The sequence below is a fragment of the Vibrio nereis NBRC 15637 genome (genome assembly GCF_001591105.1).
In the GTDB taxonomy this organism is placed as follows: Bacteria; Pseudomonadota; Gammaproteobacteria; order Enterobacterales; family Vibrionaceae; genus Vibrio; species Vibrio nereis.
Map to the genome: position 1 here is coordinate 18,625 of NZ_BCUD01000001.1, position 17,738 is coordinate 36,362.

At 45.9% G+C, this 17,738-nt stretch carries 19 protein-coding genes; 6 read left to right on the plus strand and 13 right to left on the minus strand.

What is annotated here, in order from left to right:
- The first annotated feature begins 13 nt into the window (after positions 1-13).
- The 3 genes from VNE01S_RS00100 (at position 14) to VNE01S_RS00110 (ending at position 3,398) form a co-directional block, all read left to right on the plus strand.
- Positions 14-241 carry a sulfurtransferase TusA family protein gene (locus VNE01S_RS00100; protein ID WP_053397007.1) on the plus strand — a complete coding sequence of 76 codons (228 nt, stop codon included), beginning with the start codon at positions 14-16 and terminating at the stop codon, positions 239-241.
- The gene (locus VNE01S_RS00105) at positions 242-1,324 is read left to right on the plus strand and encodes an AI-2E family transporter (protein WP_053397006.1); all 1,083 of its coding nucleotides are present in this window, start codon (positions 242-244) and stop codon (positions 1,322-1,324) included.
- Positions 1,325-1,526: 202 nt separating this feature from the next.
- Positions 1,527-3,398: a methyl-accepting chemotaxis protein gene (locus tag VNE01S_RS00110; protein ID WP_053397005.1), complete on the plus strand. Its 1,872-nt coding sequence runs from the start codon at positions 1,527-1,529 to the stop codon at positions 3,396-3,398.
- 61 nt (positions 3,399-3,459) lie between these two features.
- Here VNE01S_RS00110 and bcp read toward each other — a convergent pair whose 3' ends face one another.
- A complete protein-coding gene (bcp, locus tag VNE01S_RS00115) occupies positions 3,460-3,930 on the minus strand; it encodes a thioredoxin-dependent thiol peroxidase (RefSeq protein WP_053397004.1) in 471 nt (156 codons plus the stop codon).
- A gap of 17 nt (positions 3,931-3,947) precedes the next feature.
- Positions 3,948-4,490: a glycine cleavage system transcriptional repressor gene (locus VNE01S_RS00120; protein ID WP_053397003.1), complete on the minus strand. Its 543-nt coding sequence runs from the start codon at positions 4,488-4,490 to the stop codon at positions 3,948-3,950.
- A 286-nt stretch (positions 4,491-4,776) separates the two neighbouring features.
- On the opposite strand from VNE01S_RS00120, the gene dapA reads away from it, so the two are divergent.
- Positions 4,777-5,655 (plus strand): 4-hydroxy-tetrahydrodipicolinate synthase, encoded by an 879-nt coding sequence (gene dapA / locus VNE01S_RS00125; protein WP_053397002.1) that lies wholly within the window; start codon positions 4,777-4,779, stop codon positions 5,653-5,655.
- Positions 5,656-5,709: 54 nt separating this feature from the next.
- Positions 5,710-6,732, plus strand: a complete 1,023-nt coding sequence (bamC, locus tag VNE01S_RS00130) for an outer membrane protein assembly factor BamC (protein ID WP_053397001.1) — start codon at positions 5,710-5,712, stop codon at positions 6,730-6,732.
- A gap of 117 nt (positions 6,733-6,849) precedes the next feature.
- Here bamC and VNE01S_RS00135 read toward each other — a convergent pair whose 3' ends face one another.
- Together VNE01S_RS00135 and rnt are read right to left on the minus strand one after the other, a co-directional pair.
- Complete coding sequence (locus VNE01S_RS00135) at positions 6,850-8,175, minus strand: Na+/H+ antiporter family protein (RefSeq protein ID WP_053397000.1); 1,326 nt, start codon at positions 8,173-8,175, stop codon at positions 6,850-6,852.
- 27 nt (positions 8,176-8,202) lie between these two features.
- Positions 8,203-8,862, minus strand: coding sequence for a ribonuclease T (gene rnt, locus VNE01S_RS00140; protein ID WP_053396999.1), 660 nt, complete (start codon positions 8,860-8,862; stop codon positions 8,203-8,205).
- Positions 8,863-9,080: 218 nt separating this feature from the next.
- On the opposite strand from rnt, the gene motY reads away from it, so the two are divergent.
- Positions 9,081-9,962, plus strand: a complete 882-nt coding sequence (motY, locus tag VNE01S_RS00145; protein ID WP_053396998.1) for a flagellar protein MotY — start codon at positions 9,081-9,083, stop codon at positions 9,960-9,962.
- Between the two features lie 37 nt (positions 9,963-9,999).
- Here motY and VNE01S_RS00150 read toward each other — a convergent pair whose 3' ends face one another.
- The 9 genes from VNE01S_RS00150 to rsxA all read right to left on the minus strand — a co-directional run bounded on the left by VNE01S_RS00150 (position 10,000) and on the right by rsxA (position 17,738).
- Complete coding sequence (locus VNE01S_RS00150; RefSeq protein ID WP_053396997.1) at positions 10,000-10,437, minus strand: DUF2753 domain-containing protein; 438 nt, start codon at positions 10,435-10,437, stop codon at positions 10,000-10,002.
- A 107-nt stretch (positions 10,438-10,544) separates the two neighbouring features.
- Complete coding sequence (gene gloA, locus VNE01S_RS19515; protein WP_053396996.1) at positions 10,545-10,961, minus strand: lactoylglutathione lyase; 417 nt, start codon at positions 10,959-10,961, stop codon at positions 10,545-10,547.
- A gap of 12 nt (positions 10,962-10,973) precedes the next feature.
- Positions 10,974-11,615, minus strand: a complete 642-nt coding sequence (gene nth, locus VNE01S_RS19520; protein ID WP_053396995.1) for an endonuclease III — start codon at positions 11,613-11,615, stop codon at positions 10,974-10,976.
- Positions 11,616-11,660: 45 nt separating this feature from the next.
- Positions 11,661-12,350, minus strand: a complete 690-nt coding sequence (locus VNE01S_RS00165) for an electron transport complex subunit E (RefSeq protein WP_053396994.1) — start codon at positions 12,348-12,350, stop codon at positions 11,661-11,663.
- A complete protein-coding gene (rsxG, locus tag VNE01S_RS00170; protein WP_053396993.1) occupies positions 12,343-12,978 on the minus strand; it encodes an electron transport complex subunit RsxG in 636 nt (211 codons plus the stop codon). The genes VNE01S_RS00165 and rsxG overlap by 8 nt, the downstream gene beginning before the upstream one ends.
- A gap of 8 nt (positions 12,979-12,986) precedes the next feature.
- Entirely contained in the window at positions 12,987-14,033 is a 1,047-nt protein-coding gene (rsxD, locus tag VNE01S_RS00175; protein WP_053396992.1) for an electron transport complex subunit RsxD, read from the minus strand.
- Positions 14,033-16,567, minus strand: coding sequence for an electron transport complex subunit RsxC (gene rsxC / locus VNE01S_RS00180; RefSeq protein ID WP_061781621.1), 2,535 nt, complete (start codon positions 16,565-16,567; stop codon positions 14,033-14,035). The genes rsxD and rsxC overlap by 1 nt, the downstream gene beginning before the upstream one ends.
- A gap of 8 nt (positions 16,568-16,575) precedes the next feature.
- On the minus strand, positions 16,576-17,157 hold the full coding sequence (gene rsxB, locus VNE01S_RS00185) for an electron transport complex subunit RsxB (RefSeq protein WP_053396498.1): 582 nt from the start codon (positions 17,155-17,157) through the stop codon (positions 16,576-16,578).
- Positions 17,157-17,738, minus strand: a complete 582-nt coding sequence (gene rsxA, locus VNE01S_RS00190; protein ID WP_053396497.1) for an electron transport complex subunit RsxA — start codon at positions 17,736-17,738, stop codon at positions 17,157-17,159. Before rsxA ends, rsxB begins: the two co-directional genes overlap by 1 nt.

Here is a 17,738-nt window from a genome sequence, read left to right on the forward strand (position 1 = left end):
ATCGAGCGAAATAATGGAACCTAATATTTTGGATTTACGCCAAGAGAGATGTCCATTGGCGCTGTTACTTGCTAAACGTCACACTAATGGGTTGAAAGTTGGTGAACAATGCGACATTTTGGTTTGCGACGCCAGCTCTATGGGTGATATAAAAAAATATCTTCAAAAGCAAATGGTTAAATTTACTTGTGAAGAGCTGGAAGGCTACTTTTGTATGCATGTAACGAAGGAATTTTGTTGAATGTTTGAAATGGTGAGTCGTTGGTATAAACGACGTTTCTCGGATCCTCACGCGGTTAGTCTTGTTACGATCCTTCTATTTGGTTTTATTACCATTTACTTCTTTGGCAACCTCATTGCCCCACTACTCGTTGCGATTGTTCTTGCGTATCTTCTTGAGTGGCCGGTAGTACAGCTTTCTCGCATTGGTATTCCGCGTACATTCGCGGTGATATTCGTCATTCTTGGCTTTACCAGCCTGATGCTGGTGGCGTTGTTTGGCTTAGTTCCGACAATATGGAATCAGGTGGGAAATCTGATCAACGATATTCCAACCATGTATGGCGGACTGCAAAAAGTCATTGCTGAATTACCAAAACGTTACCCTGAACTTGAAAATTTGCAGATTGTTGAGTCCATCGCCACGAATGCGAAGAACCAAGCATTAAGTATGGGGGAATCTGTTCTTAAAAGCTCTTTGGCGTCTCTGGTGAGTTTGGCAACCTTGGCGGTTTACCTGATCTTAGTGCCGTTATTGGTGTTCTTCTTACTCAAAGACAAACAAGAAATGATTCGGATGGCGAGTGGTATTTTACCGCGAAACCGTCGCCTGGCGAATAAAGTATGGCACGAGATGAATGAACAAATCTCTAACTATATTCGTGGCAAGGTGATGGAGATCTTGATTGTCGGTGGGGTGAGTTATATTACCTTTGCCATTCTCGACCTCAGGTATTCTGTTTTGCTGGCTGTATCTGTGGGTTTGTCTGTTTTGATCCCATACATCGGTGCGGCTGCGGTTACAGTGCCAGTGGCTATGGTGGGTTTGTTCCAGTGGGGGCTGAGCCCAGATTTTTACTGGCTGTTATTGGCTTATGGCATTATTCAGGCATTGGATGGTAACGTGCTTGTCCCTGTTTTATTCTCTGAAGCCGTGAATCTGCACCCAGTGGCGATCATCATTGCTGTTCTCGTTTTCGGTGGCTTATGGGGATTCTGGGGCGTCTTTTTCGCCATCCCTCTTGCGACTTTAGTCAAAGCTGTGTGGCATGCTTTGCCAAGCCATGATGAAGACGATGGAAGCAAAGAAGAACCCGAAACTTAATAGCTAATCTCTCAATAGTTGCGGTATAAAAAGCTCCATACATCACGTCTGGAGCTTTTTTTATATCGTTCACTGTAACGTTGCCTTAAAATAATTTACATCTAAGTAAGAAAATGTAAACTTTTTGCTTAAGAAAACGTTAGTCAGGGCGATAACATAACCAAATAATAAAATATATAAGACTAACTATTGAGGGACTGAAATGAAGTTTAGTCAAAAGATTGTTGCAGCTGCATCTGGACTGCTTTTAGTAACCGTGGTGTTACTTTCTATTCAACAACTGAGTACTGTCAAAGAGGAAGTCGAAGCACTCGTCGATACCAGCCTGACTGAAATGGTCAAGGGTGTGAAGAATACCGTCGAGTCTGAGATGGCCAGCAAAAAAGCACTCGCGAAGTCATCCACAGAGGTGATTGAGCTTGATCCACAAAATCGCCAAACGGTGAAAGAAATCCTAGAAAAACCGACGCTAAAAAACAGTTTCTTAGCCGTAGGTTTTGGTTATGAAGCGGACGGTTTTGTTATCGAAAACGATGATGGATGGGACGCTGGGCCTGATTACGATCCACGCGTTCGTCCTTGGTTCATTGATGCGAAATCACAAGGTCAGTTAGTCGTTACTGACCCATATGTTGACGCGTCATCTAAGAAAGTCATCATTTCAATTGGTACACCAGTCAAAGAAAATGGCCGTTTTATCGCGGGTATGTTCTACGATGTAGAGTTAGGTGGGTTAGCGGACTTGGTTAACAGCGTGAACCTGCTTGATGCTGGTTACATGTTCATTGTTACCGGCAATGGTACAACTATTGCTCACCCTGATTCTGCTAATAACGGCGAAAACATTTCTTCGTACCTACCTCAAGCCACAGTGAAAGCGGGTAATCAGCGCTTTGAGAGCGATGGAAAGAACTACCGAGTCCACTTCACTAAAGTACCATCAGAAAACTGGTACATTGGTGCAGTAGTGGACGAAGATATTGCTTTTGCTGCGATCGATGATATGCGCAACAGCTCTATCATTTATGTTTTGATCGGCTTGGTTCTAAGTGTGGCGATCCTTACTTTCCTAATTAAATTCCTAATGCGCCCGCTAGGCGTGCTGAATGACGCTATTCAAGACGTTGCTTCGGGGCAGGGGGATTTAACTAAACGCTTAAGCACGGATACAGACAAAGAGTTTATCCAACTGGCCGAAGGATTTAACCGCTTTACCGAAACGCTGCAAAAACAGATTCAGCAATCTAAAGCGATCGGCAATGAAATCTTGCGTGGTACGGAATTAACGGTTCAAAGCTCAAACGAGTCGTCAGAGGCGATGAGCAGCCAGCTACAAGAACTTGAGCAACTTGCGACTGCCATGAACGAGATGGCAGCAACGGCGACGGAAGTGGCAAACAACGCACAAGGTGCGGCAGGGGCTGCTCGTCAAGCTGATGACGCGACGCAAGAAGGCTCATCCGTGGTCAGAGAAACTGCTGTCTCAATTGATACGCTGTCAGCTCGTATTGACCAAGCTGTTGAAGAGGTTCAAGGGCTAGAGTCTGCAACCGCTAATATCGAAACCATTTTGAAAGTGATCAACGATATCGCGGATCAGACGAACTTACTGGCATTGAATGCAGCCATTGAAGCCGCTCGTGCTGGTGAGTCTGGTCGTGGCTTTGCAGTCGTTGCGGATGAGGTGCGAACGTTGGCGCAACGTACTCAAGAGTCAACAACCGAAATTCGCAGTATGATTGAACAGCTTCAAGCGGGTGCGAGTGCAGTTTCTGCCGCGATGAATGAGAGTAAACATACGGCGGTTGACGCGGTTGATCGAGCTCAGGCGGCGGACAATGCTTTGCAAAGTATTCGAGACGCGATTCAAAGCATCAATGATATGAATCTGCAAATCGCATCAGCGGCAGAAGAGCAAAGCCTAGTTGCGGAAGAAATTAATGCGAACACCATTAAAATCAAAGAACTCTCGACTCAGGTTTCCGATGCTCAGAAGAATGCCAATATTGCGATGCAAGCTCAGAGCGAAAATGTGCGAGAGCAAGACGAAATCCTAAATAAATTTACGGTGTAATGTCGTAGATAATAGAGAATGAAAAACGCCAGCATGTCGCTGGCGTTTTTATTGTTGGGGGTTACTTTTTTTCGTTCAAGTAATTAAGAACCACTTCGTGGTGATCTTTTGTTTTAAACTTATTGAAAACGTGCTCAATCACGCCTTCTTCATTAATCAGGAAGCTAATGCGGTGTAAACCATCGTACACTTTACCCATAAACTTCTTCTCGCCCCACACGCCAAATTGCTCAGCAACAGCATGGTCTTCATCCGAAAGTAGGGTGAAATTGAGGTTATCACGTTCAATAAACTTACCTAAGCGCTTAACAGGATCAATGCTGACGCCCAATACCACAACATTGTGTGCATCCAGTTCGGCTTTCACATCACGCAAACCTTGAGCTTGGACCGTACAGCCCGGTGTCATTGCTTTCGGGTAGAAGTAAAACAAGACCTTTTTACCCGCAAAATCAGAGAGTGTTACGGTATTTCCATCTTGGTCTAACAGGGAGAAAGCTGGGGCAGGAGTGCCTGCAGTTAGGGTGTTCATTATTTTTCCTTTCTATTCTATTGGCTGTTTTTGATGAAATTCAGAGAGCCTTGTACGTTCAACTCTTTACAAAGCTGTTCAAACTCTTCTTGAAGTTGCATTAAATTACACTCCGAATCGACACTTGCAGTAATCGCAATATGGAACTGGTTGGAATCTGCCGCCAGTTTCTCTTTTCCAATTGTCTGAGCACTTAATGAAGAAAGACCAATCTCTTTTTCTGCAAAAAACTGGGTAAAGAACTCAGTAAGACCTGGTCGGTCGTCTGATTCAATGAAAACTTCAAGTGTGTATGAGCTGTTGAGCGGCTCATGGGTAGAAGTACGCTTCATCATTGTGATGAGGTTTTGCTCCTGCCCTAAAAGAGGGAGGGTTGTCTCGACCCGCGTAATCGCACCATTGGTGCCAGAGAGCAGCATAATTAAGGTGAACTCATTACCAAACAGGGCAATGCGACTGTCAACAATATTGCATCCGGACTGGGTTACTAGGTGCACAACTTGGTTACACACCCCTGGGCGATCGGTCCCTACCGCAGTAATCACCAAATGTTGAGTCATAGAATCACTTATATCTTGTTAGGATTATTAATACGTTAGCTTAGCACATCTGACAGTGAGAAAAATGGTGTCAAGCCGCTTTAGAATCATTTTTGTCCACTTATCTCAAACGCGTTTGTTTCCTTACTTTGGACTGACACAGCCCCAAATAAAAGGCGTAATTTGCCAGATATCTAACATATGATAAATATTCATTCATTTAGGTGATTTAAGCGGTGTTAAGCGCTTGTCTTTTTCAATCGCCTTACAGTACCATGCAGAAAGTAAAGAAATGAGGGAGAAGGACATGTTTTCAGGAAGTATTGTAGCGTTAATTACACCGTTTAATCATGATGGTGAAGTTGATTACGTCAGCTTGAAAAAGCTGGTTGACTATCATGTAGCGTCTGGTTCAGACGGCATTGTGGCGGTTGGGACTACAGGTGAGTCTGCAACGCTGACTATTGAAGAGCATGTCAAAGTCGTACTAAAAACCGTTGAGTTTGCTGATGGTCGTATTCCAATCATCGCGGGCACAGGGGCAAATGCGACTCATGAATCTGTAACGTTTAGCCGTTTGCTTAATAACTCCGGCATCTCTGGTTGTTTAAGTGTCACGCCTTATTACAACAAGCCAACGCAAGAAGGCCTGTTCCAGCACTACAAAGCGATTGCTGAAGAAAGTGATGTGCCACAAATTCTGTATAACGTACCAGGTCGAACAGCGGTAGATCTATTGCCAGAAACCGTGGCTCGCCTAGCTGAGATAGAAAGTATTGTTGCACTTAAAGATGCGACGGGCGATTTAAGCAGAATTGCAATTCACCGTGAACTTTGTGGCGAAGATTTTATCTTACTAAGTGGTGACGATGCGACTGGCCTAGATTTTGTGAAACAAGGCGGCCAAGGCGTAATCTCTGTGACCAATAATATCGCCGCTGAAGACATGGCTAAAATGTTCAGATTGGCGAAAGAAGGTAAATTTGAAGAAGCTGAAATTATCAATCAGCGCCTAATGCCGCTGCACAAAAACCTGTTTATTGAGTCAAGCCCAATTCCAGTAAAATGGGCTGCGCATAAGATGGGGCTAATCGCGAACGGTGATCTTCGTTTACCACTGACAGAGCTGTCAGAAAGTGCTCGCCCAATTGTTGCACAAGCAATGAGTGAAGCTTGCATTTACTAAATTTAGGATGATTTGCCGAAGACTTTCTTCGGCATTTACTTATCAGGAGTCTCAATGAAATTGTCACGTCAGCTAGTACTAAGTTCACTAGCTGTTTTTGTTTTATCCGCATGTTCAAGCAGTCCAACACAGCGACGTCAGGCGAAAGATGACTTCGAGTATTTAAACACCGCGCCATTAAAAGAGTGGCAACTCGCTGACGATGCCAAGCCGCAGTTCTATACCAATTACAAGATCCCTCAAGGTAATTTTCAGGGTGGCATTGGTCATGAAGTTGATATTCGCCCTCCGCAGCAAATACTTGAACTTATTCCTGGCGCTCGAGTTGAGAACAAGCTTGGTGAAACGACACTTTGGTTACTTCGTGAAGATGAGTTAAACAAAGTGTGGCAAACCGCACTGACGATGCTTAATGAAAGAAATATCAGTCTACGTGAGCAAAGTGAATCCAAAGTTGTGACCGATTGGGTCGTTTGGACATCAGAAGACGAAGATACCGAAGTGGGTGCCCGTTACGAGATCAATAAAATTCAGGAGGATGGCCGTTATGGTTTCCAACTGTCTTTGGTTGATTGGCAACAAGGTGGCGAGCAAAAGCCGGTTACGCTCACCAATAAAGAGCGTTATAACACGCTGATGACCAACCTAGTAACCGCCCGCTACGACCTAGAGCTACGAGAAGAAGCTGCAAGAAAAGCCCAAGAGCTAGTGAAGTACATTCCAATCACTATGGGCTCTGACCGAAGTGGCTTCCCAGTGATCATTGCGCGTACTTCCTACGATACGTTATGGCCGCGTCTTCCGAAGTTCTTGACTACAATGGGCTTTACGCTTGAAGAACGTAACCAATCGCAAGGAACGGTAAAAGCCAAATACTCTGCGCCAGATGATGAGTTTTGGAATGATATCGGTGTGAAACCTATGGAGCTTAAATCCGGCGTGTACACATTCTTGCTGGGTGATTTAGGTAACCGAACGTCAATTAATGTCACTGACTCGAGTGGTAAACCTGTTGAAGAGCAGTTGCTGAAAGACATGGCTCCGGTCATTAGCGCAGTTATTGAGCGAGAGAATTAACGCTAGTACTGATGCTGTTTATGAGTGAATCTCTACGCTCGTTTCCACTATCAGAATGCACAATAAATAAAAAGCTGACCCATAAAAGGTCAGCTTTTTTTTGTTTTTTAGTGTGGATTACAGAACCATAGCTGCAATCCAACCAAAAATAATCAGCGGAATGTTGTAGTGGATAAAGGTCGGTACAACGGTTTCCCAGATGTGCTCATGCTGTTCATCAGCATTCAGGCCAGACGTAGGGCCCAAAGTTGAGTCTGAGGCTGGGGAGCCGGCATCTCCAAGTGCGGCAGCTGTGCCTACAAGAGCAACAGTAGCCATTGGCGAGAAGCCGAATGCCAGTGCAAGTGGCACATAGATAGTCGCGATGATTGGAATGGTAGAAAACGAAGAACCAATCCCCATAGTAACTAACAACCCAACCACAAGCATAAGAAGAGCGGCCAGAGGTTTGTTATCGCCGATGCTGGTGGATAGCGCTTCAACTAAAGACTCAACCCCTCCCGTTTGCTTCATTACGGCAGCAAAACCAGCCGCAGCAATCATGATGAAGCCAATCATTGCCATCATGTGTACGCCTTTGGTGAAAACATCGTGTGTTTCTTTCCACGCGATAACGCCACCAAAAGTGAATACCATGAAACCTGCTAGGCCACCAATGATCATCGAGCCAGTCGCAAGTTGCGCAGAAAGAGCGACAACGATACCGACTAAAGCCACCACAATGTTTTTCTTCTTGATGTGGTCCATGTTGGTATCAACATGTGTCATTTCAGTTTCTTTGTATTCACGTGGTTTACGGTAGCTAAATAAGATCGCAACTAGTAAACCACAAAGCATACCGGCAGCCGGTAGCAGCATTGCCACTGGAACTTGGCTGGCGGTCACGCTTTCTAGGCCGTTGTCATGCAGGTTTTTAAGAAGGATATTGTTAAGGAAAATACCGCCAAACCCGACAGGCAGAACCATATACGGTGTGACGAGGCCGAAAGTTAGCACACATGCAATCATTCGACGGTCGAGTTTGAGTTTCGCAAATACGCCCAACAAAGGTGGAATGAGAATAGGGATAAAGGCGATATGCACAGGAATAACGTTTTGTGAAGACATAGTCACAAGTACTAGTGCAATCAGTACTGCGTATTTCACGCCGGTAGAAGCGGCGCTATTCTCTTGGCCGTGGATACGTTTAATCACGCCATTGGCCATTAAATCAGTGATACCTGATTTAGAAATAGCAACAGCGAAAGTACCAAGCATGGCATAACTCAAGGCAATGGTCGCACCGCCACCGAGTCCACTTTCAAATGCTGAGACAGCATCGTTGAGGCTCATACCTGCAACCAGACCACCAACAATCGCACTAAATGTCAGAGCAACCACGACATTCACGCGCATCAGTGCCAGCAGCAGCATGATACATACGGAAATTACAACTGGGTTCATATTGTTCTCGTTTGTTGTGTTTACATGTTATTTATTATTGTCGGTATCAGCGTCAACCAGTGGCCACCCGCCAAGGTGTTTCCATTTGTTAACGATACCGCAAAAAAGCTCGGCCGTTTTTTGTGTGTCGTATAAGGCTGAGTGGGCTTCTTTGTTGTCAAATTCCATCCCTGCTGTTTTGCATGCTTTGGCCAGAACAGTTTGGCCGTAAGCTAGGCCACTGAGTGTCGCCGTATCAAAAGTAGCAAAAGGATGAAAAGGGACTCGTTTTAGCTGACTGCGCTCGCTGGCGGCCATCACAAAGTTGTGATCAAAGGTGGCATTGTGCGCGACAATAATTGCGCGGCTACAATCTGCTGCTTTTTGTTCTTTACGAACAAGTTTATAGATTTCTTTTAACGCTTCTGACTCTGGTATTGCACCTCGAAGTGGGCTAAATGGGTCACGAATACCATTAAATTCAAGCGCTTCTTGCTCAAGGTTTGCGCCTTCAAATGGCTCAACATGGAAATGAATGGTTGACGCTGGATGAAGATCACCGTTTTCGTCCATCTTTAAGGTAACGGCACAGATTTCTAAAAGTGCATCAGTTTGAGAGTTGAATCCTGCGGTTTCTACATCGATAACAACAGGAAAATAGCCGCGAAATCGTTTTTTCAGCGTCAATGCTTCGTTTTCTACAGTCATGTTGGCCTAAAATTGTGTGACAAGGACAGCATTATTGCAGATTCTTACACTAAGCAAAACCGGATTGTTGAATTAATAGTGGTCGATTTAGAGCGGCTTGTTCGAGTATTCCTTGGTCAACTCATTACAGGGGTTGGCCGAATTTTTGCATTGATATGTAGTGTTCTAACGATTAGCGGCAAGCTAACGCCTCGCCGAGTAAAAGAGAAATGCCTACGATGAAAAAACTGTTCGCGACCGGACTTACATTAACTCTAGCCTCAGTCACGCAACCTGCGTTGGCTATGGATGTCCGCTATGCCGCAGTACCGCAGCAGTCTCAGTGGCAGATGGTGACAAATACACCATTGGAGTGCCGATTGGTACACCCAATCCCAAATTATGGTGATGCTGTCTTTTCATCTCGTGCGAGTAAAAAGATGAACCTGGATTTTGAGTTGAAGATGAAACGTCCGATGGGCGAAACTCGCGATGTTTCGTTGATTTCAATGCCACCCGCGTGGAGACCTGGAGAGGGAGCCGATCGCATTACAACCATTCGATTCTTTCAGCAATTTGATGGCTATGTGGGGGGGCAAACCGCGTGGAGCATTCTTAGCGAACTGGAACAAGGGCGTTACCCGACATTCAGTTATCAAGAGTGGCAAAGGCGTGATCAAAGGGTAGAAGTGGCACTATCGTCGGTGTTATTCCAGCCATCTTATAATGTATTTAGCGATTGTATCGCTAACCTTTTACCTTATAGCTTTGAGGACATTGCATTTACTATCCTTCACTATGACCGTTCCAGTGTTGAGCTGAATAAGCGTTCGCAAAAGCGCCTTGCGCAAATTGCTGAATATATTAAGTACAACCAAGACATTGATTTAGTGTTGGTGTCAACCTATACCGCTTCGGAAGATTCTAAAAGTGAAAGCCAAAGCTTGTCAGAACAACGAGCAGTCGTATTGCAAGATTACTTCAAGTCATTAGGGCTGCCCGAAGATCGTATCCAGGTTCAGGGGTATGGTAAACGCCGTCCAATCGCTGACAATGCCTCACCCATTGGTAAAGACAAAAACCGCAGGGTAGTGATTTCTCTCGGCCGAACTCAAATTTAGCCTGTAGCCCCGTCATCTCACTTTGAGAGCAACGGGGTTAGTTTAGCCTAAACTTAGCAATCAAATTACAGTTGGTCGCTGTATCAATGTCTTGAACAAGCTTGGCGATGGTTGGGTTAGGGTGTCTCTTCATAAACTCAATCAGTGCTTTTCTACAGCAACCCATCGAGTCGACAAAGGCACTGCAATCTGTTTTAGGGCATTGAGGAACAAGAGTGAGTACTTTTTCTGACGCGAGCTGGAGGTATTTCAGCTCATATTTAGTTTCGCCGACATTTCGCCAGAAAGTTGCCATATTGTGGCACGAGATAACAGAGATCATCAGCCTATCTTCGACATTGACCTCATCTTCGTCACCCAGGCGTTCGCTTAAGGTTAACGCTTGTTGATAGTGCAGGATGCTGCGCAGGTGATCATGGTCTTTAAGTGCTGTATCAGCTAGAAGTGTATGTTTTTCCCATTCTGATATGCCCATGAATTTACTCTCCCTTATAAGAATTTACAAGAGATTAAATGATAATTATTATCATGTAAAGGTAAATAAAAAGGGCAGCGAGTGGCTGCCCTAATCTTGTGAGGCAATTAACCTTCTAAGCCAGCTGATGCTTGCGATAGTTGAATTAACTCAATCATGTAACCATCTGGGTCTTTAACAAAGGCAATGTGTGTGCTTCCACCTTTCACTGGGCCTGGTTCACGTGTCACGTTGCCACCTGCCGCTTTGATTGCATCGCAGGTTGAGTAAATATCTTCAACGCCAATAGCGATATGACCAAAGGCATTGCCAAGATCGTATTCAGTGGTGCCCCAGTTGTAGGTGAGTTCAATGACAGCCCCTTGAGATTCGTCTCCGTAACCAAGGAAAGCAAGCGTGTATTTGTATTCTTCGTTTTCATTCTTACGAAGTAGGGACATGCCCATGACTTCGGTATAGAAATTAATGGATTTATCTAAATCACCCACACGTAACATTGTGTGTAGAATTCTTCCGTTTGACATTGTCAGGCTCTCCTAATCTTCTGGATATACTTTATCTTTATATTCACACAGGTCTTCAATGATACAACTACCACAGCGAGGCTTGCGAGCCACACAGGTATAGCGTCCGTGTAGAATTAGCCAGTGGTGCACATCGAGTTTGAACTCTTTAGGTACTACTTTGAGTAACTTTTCCTCGACTTGATCAACATTTTTACCCATCGCAAACTTAGTGCGGTTTGATACACGATAGATGTGAGTATCGACCGCAATAGTAGGCCAGCCAAATGCGGTATTGAGCACGACATTTGCTGTTTTTCTGCCCACACCGGGTAAAGCTTCAAGTGCCGCGCGATCTTCGGGGACTTCTCCGCCATGCTTTTCTAGCAGGATCTTGCACGTTTTAATCACGTTTTCGGCTTTTGAGTTAAAAAGACCAATGGTTTTAATGTATTCCTTTACGCCGTCCACACCAAGGTCAAACAGGCCTTGTGGTGTGTTTGCTACGGGGTAAAGTTTGTCTGTTGCTTTATTGACGCTGACATCGGTTGCCTGAGCTGATAGCAAAACAGCAATGAGCAATTCAAATGGCGTGCTCCAGTTGAGTTCCGTTTGCGGTTTTGGGTTATTTTCCCTCAGTCGCTCTAGGATTTGTCTGCGTTTCTCTTTGTTCATGTTGAGGCTGCTTTCCAGTGTAATTTTTATTTTTACTAAATGGGATTAATTCGTTACACGTGCACGCTCGATAGCGGGTTTTTCTTGTTTTGGCTGACGTGCTTCCATTTTTTTATCAATGATATTTTTTAAGGCGATGAGCAGGCCGACACCAATAAACGCTCCGGGTGGGAGTAGGGCAAGTAAAAAACTACTGTCGAATTGGAAAACTTCAATGCGCAGAGATTTAGCCCAGTCGCCAAGTAACAAGTCCGCGCCATCAAATAGAGTCCCATTGCCAATAAGTTCGCGCATGGCACCAAGTACCACAAGTGCGCTAGTCATGCCTAGGCCCATCCAAAAGCCATCTTGAGCAGAAGGCAGCAGATCATTTTTGGATGCGAATGCTTCCGCTCGACCAATGATGATGCAGTTAGTCACGATCAATGGGATAAAAATCCCTAACGAGAGATAAAGCGCATAAGCGTAGGCATTCATCAGCAATTGAACGCAAGTTACTAGAGCGGCAATGATCATGACGAAAACCGGAATACGCACTTCTTTTGGTACATAATCTCGTACCAGTGAAACCGTGACGTTTGAACCGACTAGCACGAGTAGCGTTGCGATACCCAGTCCTAACGCATTGGTGACCGTAGACGATACCGCCAAGAGCGGGCACAGCCCTAACAGTTGAACCAGTGCTGGGTTATTATCCCATAAACCATTCTTTATCAGAGTTTTATGATCACTCATCGCTGCCTCCACAGTTGCGTGGTTGACTTAAAATTTTATCTCGATTGGCATTAACAAATTGAACAGTATTCTTGACCGACTTAACCACGGCACGCGGTGTGATGGTTGCGCCCGTAAATTGGTCAAAGTCACCACCATCTTTGCTGACTTTCCACGTTGATTCATTTTCCGGTGTCACTTGTTTGCCGTTAAAGCCAAGAATCCAATCGGTGATACGGAGATCGATTTTATCGCCTAACCCTGGTGTTTCTTGGTGGTTAAGTACGCGCGTGCCAGAGATGGTGCCGTCTTGTTCGATACCAATAATAAGTTTGATTGCGCCGTTATAACCATCTGGTGCAATCGTCTCAATCGCTAATGCACTCGGTTCTCCACCAAGTGTCGCCATGTATACGGGCATACTCTCTTCTGTGCCTAAAACTGGATCACTCACTAAAGTACAGGACGTATAAAGGTCATTATCGTGCATTTCATGAGGAATTACCTGATTGAGAACAGATAGAAGCTGCGCTTGTTCTTGCTGGTGTATTTGATCTTTAGTCAGGTAGTGCGTCAGTGCGACCACACCCGTTGATGCACAAGCGAAAACCGCTAAAACCACACCATTTTTACGAATTGCGTTTAACATGATGCTCCTTAGTGGCCGTAAGTTCGTGGTTTAGTGTAGTAATCGATCAGTGGTACACACATGTTTCCGAGTAATACGGCAAATGCGACACCATCAGGGAATCCACCCCAACTGCGAATGATGAACACCAAAGCACCGATGAAGGCACCAAAAATGAGTCGGCCTTTTACGGTGGTTGAGGCTGAAACCGGATCTGTGGCGATAAAAAATGCACCAAGCATGGTCGCGCCTGATAGCAAATGAACGATTGGTGACGCGGTTTCTCCAGGAGTAAGTAACATAAACAAACCACTGATGATGGTTAGGCTTAGTAAGAAGCTCACGGGGATATACCAGTTGATGACGCGCAGTTTGATGAGCGCGAGTCCACCGACAAGATAAGCAAGGTTTACCCATTCCCATCCGATACCAGCAAGAGCACCAAATATTGGCTGGTTTAATGCTTCGCTCGTTGTGTTGCCGGTATGCAGTGCTGTTTTGAATGCATCAAGTGGCGTTGCCATCGTGATGCCGTCAATCCCTGCTCTGACTTGTTGAAGGGATAAACCGTCCAGATTAAAACCAGTGAAAATTAAAGCAAATGCATCACCCATCGAGATAGGTGCGCTTTGAAGTTCGGTTGGTGATATCCAACTTGTCATTTGTACTGGGAACGAAATCAGCAGTACAACGTATGCAACCATCGCAGGGTTAAACAGGTTTTGCCCGATACCACCGTATAGGTGCTTAGCGATTAAAATGGCAAATATCAGGCCAATGGCTACAATCCACCAAGGTGATAGGGGAGGGATAGCGACGGCAAGCAGCCATGCGGTAACCAGTGCACTATTATCGCGTAGCGCAGACATCGGTGGACGTTTTCGAGCGACCATCACTAGGGCTTCAAGTCCTAGTGCAATGACGATGGCCATAGCGAGTTGAATGATCGTGCCCCACCCAAAGAAATAGGTTTGAGCAAAGAGTCCAGGTAGCGCGCACAACGCTACCCACTTCATTAGATCAGGAGTGCTTCTACGACTATGCGCATGGGGTGAGCTGGCAATAAAAAAGGCCACTACTCTTTCTCCTCAGTTTGTTTTTGTTGTTCTTTCTGTGCTTTACGCGCTTTAGCACGAGCGATAGCTGCGGCAACCGCGGCTTTTTTCGGATCGTCTGATTCGTTTTGTGCTTCGGGAGTTTCCTCAGCAGGCTGCTTGGCGGCCTCTTGCTCCGCTTTACGCGCTTTGGCCCGAGAGATAGCTGCGGCAACGGCAGCTTTTTTCGGATCGTCCGTTTCTGATTTCGCTTCTGGAGTTTCCTCAGCAGGTTGCTTGTCGGCCTCTTGCTCCGCTTTACGCGCTTTAGCACGGGCAATAGCAGCAGCAACTGCGGCTTTTTTCGGATCGTCTGTTTCTGATTTCGCTTCTAGAGTTTCCTCAGCAGGCTGCTTGTCGGCTTCTTGCTCTGCTTTACGCGCTTTGGCACGGGCAATAGCAGCGGCGACGGCGGCTTTTTTCGGATCGTCTGTTTCTGATTTCGCTTCTGGAGTTTCCTCAGCAGGCTGCTTGTCGGCCTCTTGCTCCGCTTTACGCGCTTTGGCACGGGCAATAGCAGCGGCGACGGCGGCTTTTTTCGGATCGTCCGTTTCTGATTTCGCTTCTGGAGTTTCCTCAGCAGGCTGCTTGCCGGCCTCTTGCTCCGCTTTACGTGCTTTGGCCCGAGCGATAGCTGCGGCAACGGCGGTCTTCTTCGAATCGTTACCTTCGGAGCCCGAGTTATTCTCGTCACTTGGGGCTTTTTCTGTTTGCTGCGCGGCTTTCCGTGCTTTGGCTCTGGCAATGGCGGCAGCAACAGCATCTTTTTTGTCCGAGCTTTCAGAACTTTGCTGAGTCTCTTGATCTTTTTGAGCCTTACGCTCTCTCGCTTGGCGTTTGCGCTCTTCGCGCAACTTAGCCATCTCCGAGTTATCGGGCTCTTCCTGCCCTGATTGCATTGCCGCAGCTTGTTTTGCCTTCGCTTTCGCAATAGCGGCTGCAACGGCAGGTTTCACGCTTGGTTCTTTCTCTTCTGCTTGACCAGACTTCTGAGCTTTCACACGTGCAATCGCAGCAGCAATAGCATCATCACCGCCGGACTTTTTCATTTCCTTGCGGCGGTTGTCAGCGGCTTTCTTGAAGCGGTTTTCACGTTCCGCTTTGTCTCGCTCCATACGAGCATTTTTCTCTTCAAAACGCTGTTTGGCACGTTCGGCGGCTTCTGCTTCTTCTTCGCGTGTGCGAATTTCAGCTTTCGCTTGACGATAATATTGTACAAGAGGAATTTCACTTGGGCACACAAAGGCGCATGCACCACACTCGATGCAATCTTTAAGGTTCAGCTCTTCACACTTTTCGTATTCCGCAGCTTTTGCGTGCCATTGCAACTGTTGAGGCAGGAGTGAAGCAGGGCAAACCTCTGCACACTGACCACAGCGAATACACGCCATTTCGTATTGATCAGGTGAAATCTCTTTACGCGTTGGCGCTAAGATACAGTTGGCGGTTTTAGTAATAGGGACGTTGGCGTGTGGCAACGTGAACCCCATCATCGGCCCACCCATAATGAGGCGAGGGAGCCTTTTGTCTGCTTTGTAGCCAAATTCTTCGAGCAGCGATTGCACTGGCGTACCGATCAGAGTCCAAACGTTTTTTGGTTGCTTAAACGTATCGCCAGTCAGTGTCACAATACGTTTTACCAACGGCTCGCCATCACAAACAGCGCGTTTAATCGCTTGCAGCGAACCAACGTTTTGGACAAGAAGCCCAATATCAGCAGGAATGTTATTGGCTGGTACTTCTTTGTTGGTCAGGATCTTAATCAGCTGTTTTTCGCCGCCAGACGGATATTTGGTCGGGATGACACGAATAATAATATCTTTGTGTTCGGCGGCTTTTTTTAGCGCGTCAACGGCTTTGGGTTTGTTGTCCTCAATACCAATGATGGTCAGCTTAGGCTTAAGAATGTGTTCAACAATCTCAATACCCTTTACTACCTCATCGGCATAGGCTTGCATTAGCATGTCATCCGCAGTGATGTAAGGTTCACATTCCGCAGCATTGATGATCAAAATTTCTGTTCGAGCTAACCCAGCCTGGATTTTTTTGGCAGTAGGGAATCCAGCACCACCCATACCCGATACGCCCGCTTGTCGAATGATTTCAATCAGTTCATCAGGTGTGCGGGTTGTAAAATCGTCAATAGGCTTACGTTCAATCCATGTATCTTGACCGTCTGGCTGTATGATGATGCACATCTCAGGTAAACCAGAAGGGTGAGCGGTTGTGCGAGGTTCAATTGCCGTAATAGTGCCGGATGTTGGCGCGTGCACAGGCAGCATAAAGCTCGTGTCGTATTTACTGAGCGGCTGCCCTTTTAGGACGCTGTCGCCCACGTTTACGATGATTGCGCCCGGTTTACCAATATGTTGTTTGATTGGTAAGACGATTTCTGAAGGAATGCTAGCTTGAGCAATTTCAGTTTTTAGGGATTGTTGTTTATTTTCTGGCGGGTGAATGCCTCCGGGAAAATCCCAAAGTGCGCCAGATTGAATTTGTTCTATTAATGACAACATACCAGTCCTTAACTCACGCTATCCTGCTTGTTTGCAGAATCGGTAATATCAACAACAGGAATGGCGTCCAATTGCCACTTCCAGTTCGCAGTGGTCGGTTCCACAGGAATCATTTCTATACAATCGGTTGGGCACGGTGCAACGCATAAATCACACCCGGTACACTCGTCCTTGATCACGGTGTGTAAGGCTTTGGTGCCACCTACAATCGCATCAACAGGACAAGCCTGAATACATTTAGTACAGCCAATACACATATCTTCATGGATGAATGCGACTTTCTTTACATCATCTAGTTCATGCGCAGATTCGGTTGCTTCGACGCCCATAAGGTCGGCCAGTTTTTCTATTGTGGCTTGACCGCCCGGAGGACATTTATTGATGGCATCGCCATTTGCGATAGCCTCTGCATATGGTCGGCAACCTGGGTAACCACATTGGCCACATTGTGTTTGCGGGAGGATGTGATCAATCTGATCAACAATAGGATCAGCCTCTACTTTGAAACGAATCGAGGCGAAGCCTAAGATCGCACCAAATATGGCAGCAAGTGTTGCGATAGCAATCACGGCGATTAAGATCGTGCTCATTACAATTTCACCAAACCTGTAAAGCCCATAAACGCGAGTGACATAAGACCTGCGGTAATCATTGCAATGGATGCACCTTTGAATGGCGCAGGGACGTCAGCCGCCGCAATTCGCTCACGCATTGATGCGAACAAAATCAGCACTAGAGAAAAGCCGACCGCCGCACCAAAACCGTAAATAATGGATTCGATGAAGTTATGGTTTTCGTTGATGTTGAGCAGCGCTACCCCGAGTACCGCGCAGTTTGTTGTAATTAGCGGTAGAAAGATCCCGAGCAAGCGGTATAACGTTGGGCTTGTTTTATGCACGACCATCTCTGTGAATTGCACGACAACAGCAATCACAAGGATAAAGCTCATGGTACGCAAATACTCTAACCCTAAAGGCGCTAGGATATAGCTTTCGACAAGATACGAGCACACTGAGGCGAGAGTTAGCACAAATGTGGTTGCTAACCCCATACCTATCGCGGTCTCCAATTTCTTGGAAACCCCCATGAATGGACATAGGCCCAAAAACTTCACTAGTACAAAGTTATTGACTAGGACTGTACCAACCAACAACAAAAGATATTCGGTCAT

What these genes read in the sequence shown, in the direction of transcription:
- VNE01S_RS00100 (WP_053397007.1), top strand. Translation starts at nt 14, where the DNA reads ATGGAACCTAATATTTTGGATTTACGCCAAGAGAGATGTCCATTGGCG.
- VNE01S_RS00105 (WP_053397006.1), top strand. Translation starts at nt 242, where the DNA reads ATGTTTGAAATGGTGAGTCGTTGGTATAAACGACGTTTCTCGGATCCT.
- VNE01S_RS00110 (WP_053397005.1), top strand. Translation starts at nt 1,527, where the DNA reads ATGAAGTTTAGTCAAAAGATTGTTGCAGCTGCATCTGGACTGCTTTTA.
- bcp (WP_053397004.1), bottom strand. Translation starts at nt 3,930, where the DNA reads ATGAACACCCTAACTGCAGGCACTCCTGCCCCAGCTTTCTCCCTGTTA.
- VNE01S_RS00120 (WP_053397003.1), bottom strand. Translation starts at nt 4,490, where the DNA reads ATGACTCAACATTTGGTGATTACTGCGGTAGGGACCGATCGCCCAGGG.
- dapA (WP_053397002.1), top strand. Translation starts at nt 4,777, where the DNA reads ATGTTTTCAGGAAGTATTGTAGCGTTAATTACACCGTTTAATCATGAT.
- bamC (WP_053397001.1), top strand. Translation starts at nt 5,710, where the DNA reads ATGAAATTGTCACGTCAGCTAGTACTAAGTTCACTAGCTGTTTTTGTT.
- VNE01S_RS00135 (WP_053397000.1), bottom strand. Translation starts at nt 8,175, where the DNA reads ATGAACCCAGTTGTAATTTCCGTATGTATCATGCTGCTGCTGGCACTG.
- rnt (WP_053396999.1), bottom strand. Translation starts at nt 8,862, where the DNA reads ATGACTGTAGAAAACGAAGCATTGACGCTGAAAAAACGATTTCGCGGC.
- motY (WP_053396998.1), top strand. Translation starts at nt 9,081, where the DNA reads ATGAAAAAACTGTTCGCGACCGGACTTACATTAACTCTAGCCTCAGTC.
- VNE01S_RS00150 (WP_053396997.1), bottom strand. Translation starts at nt 10,437, where the DNA reads ATGGGCATATCAGAATGGGAAAAACATACACTTCTAGCTGATACAGCA.
- gloA (WP_053396996.1), bottom strand. Translation starts at nt 10,961, where the DNA reads ATGTCAAACGGAAGAATTCTACACACAATGTTACGTGTGGGTGATTTA.
- nth (WP_053396995.1), bottom strand. Translation starts at nt 11,615, where the DNA reads ATGAACAAAGAGAAACGCAGACAAATCCTAGAGCGACTGAGGGAAAAT.
- VNE01S_RS00165 (WP_053396994.1), bottom strand. Translation starts at nt 12,350, where the DNA reads ATGAGTGATCATAAAACTCTGATAAAGAATGGTTTATGGGATAATAAC.
- rsxG (WP_053396993.1), bottom strand. Translation starts at nt 12,978, where the DNA reads ATGTTAAACGCAATTCGTAAAAATGGTGTGGTTTTAGCGGTTTTCGCT.
- rsxC (WP_061781621.1), bottom strand. Translation starts at nt 16,567, where the DNA reads ATGTTGTCATTAATAGAACAAATTCAATCTGGCGCACTTTGGGATTTT.
- rsxB (WP_053396498.1), bottom strand. Translation starts at nt 17,157, where the DNA reads ATGAGCACGATCTTAATCGCCGTGATTGCTATCGCAACACTTGCTGCC.
- rsxA (WP_053396497.1), bottom strand. Translation starts at nt 17,738, where the DNA reads ATGACCGAATATCTTTTGTTGTTGGTTGGTACAGTCCTAGTCAATAAC.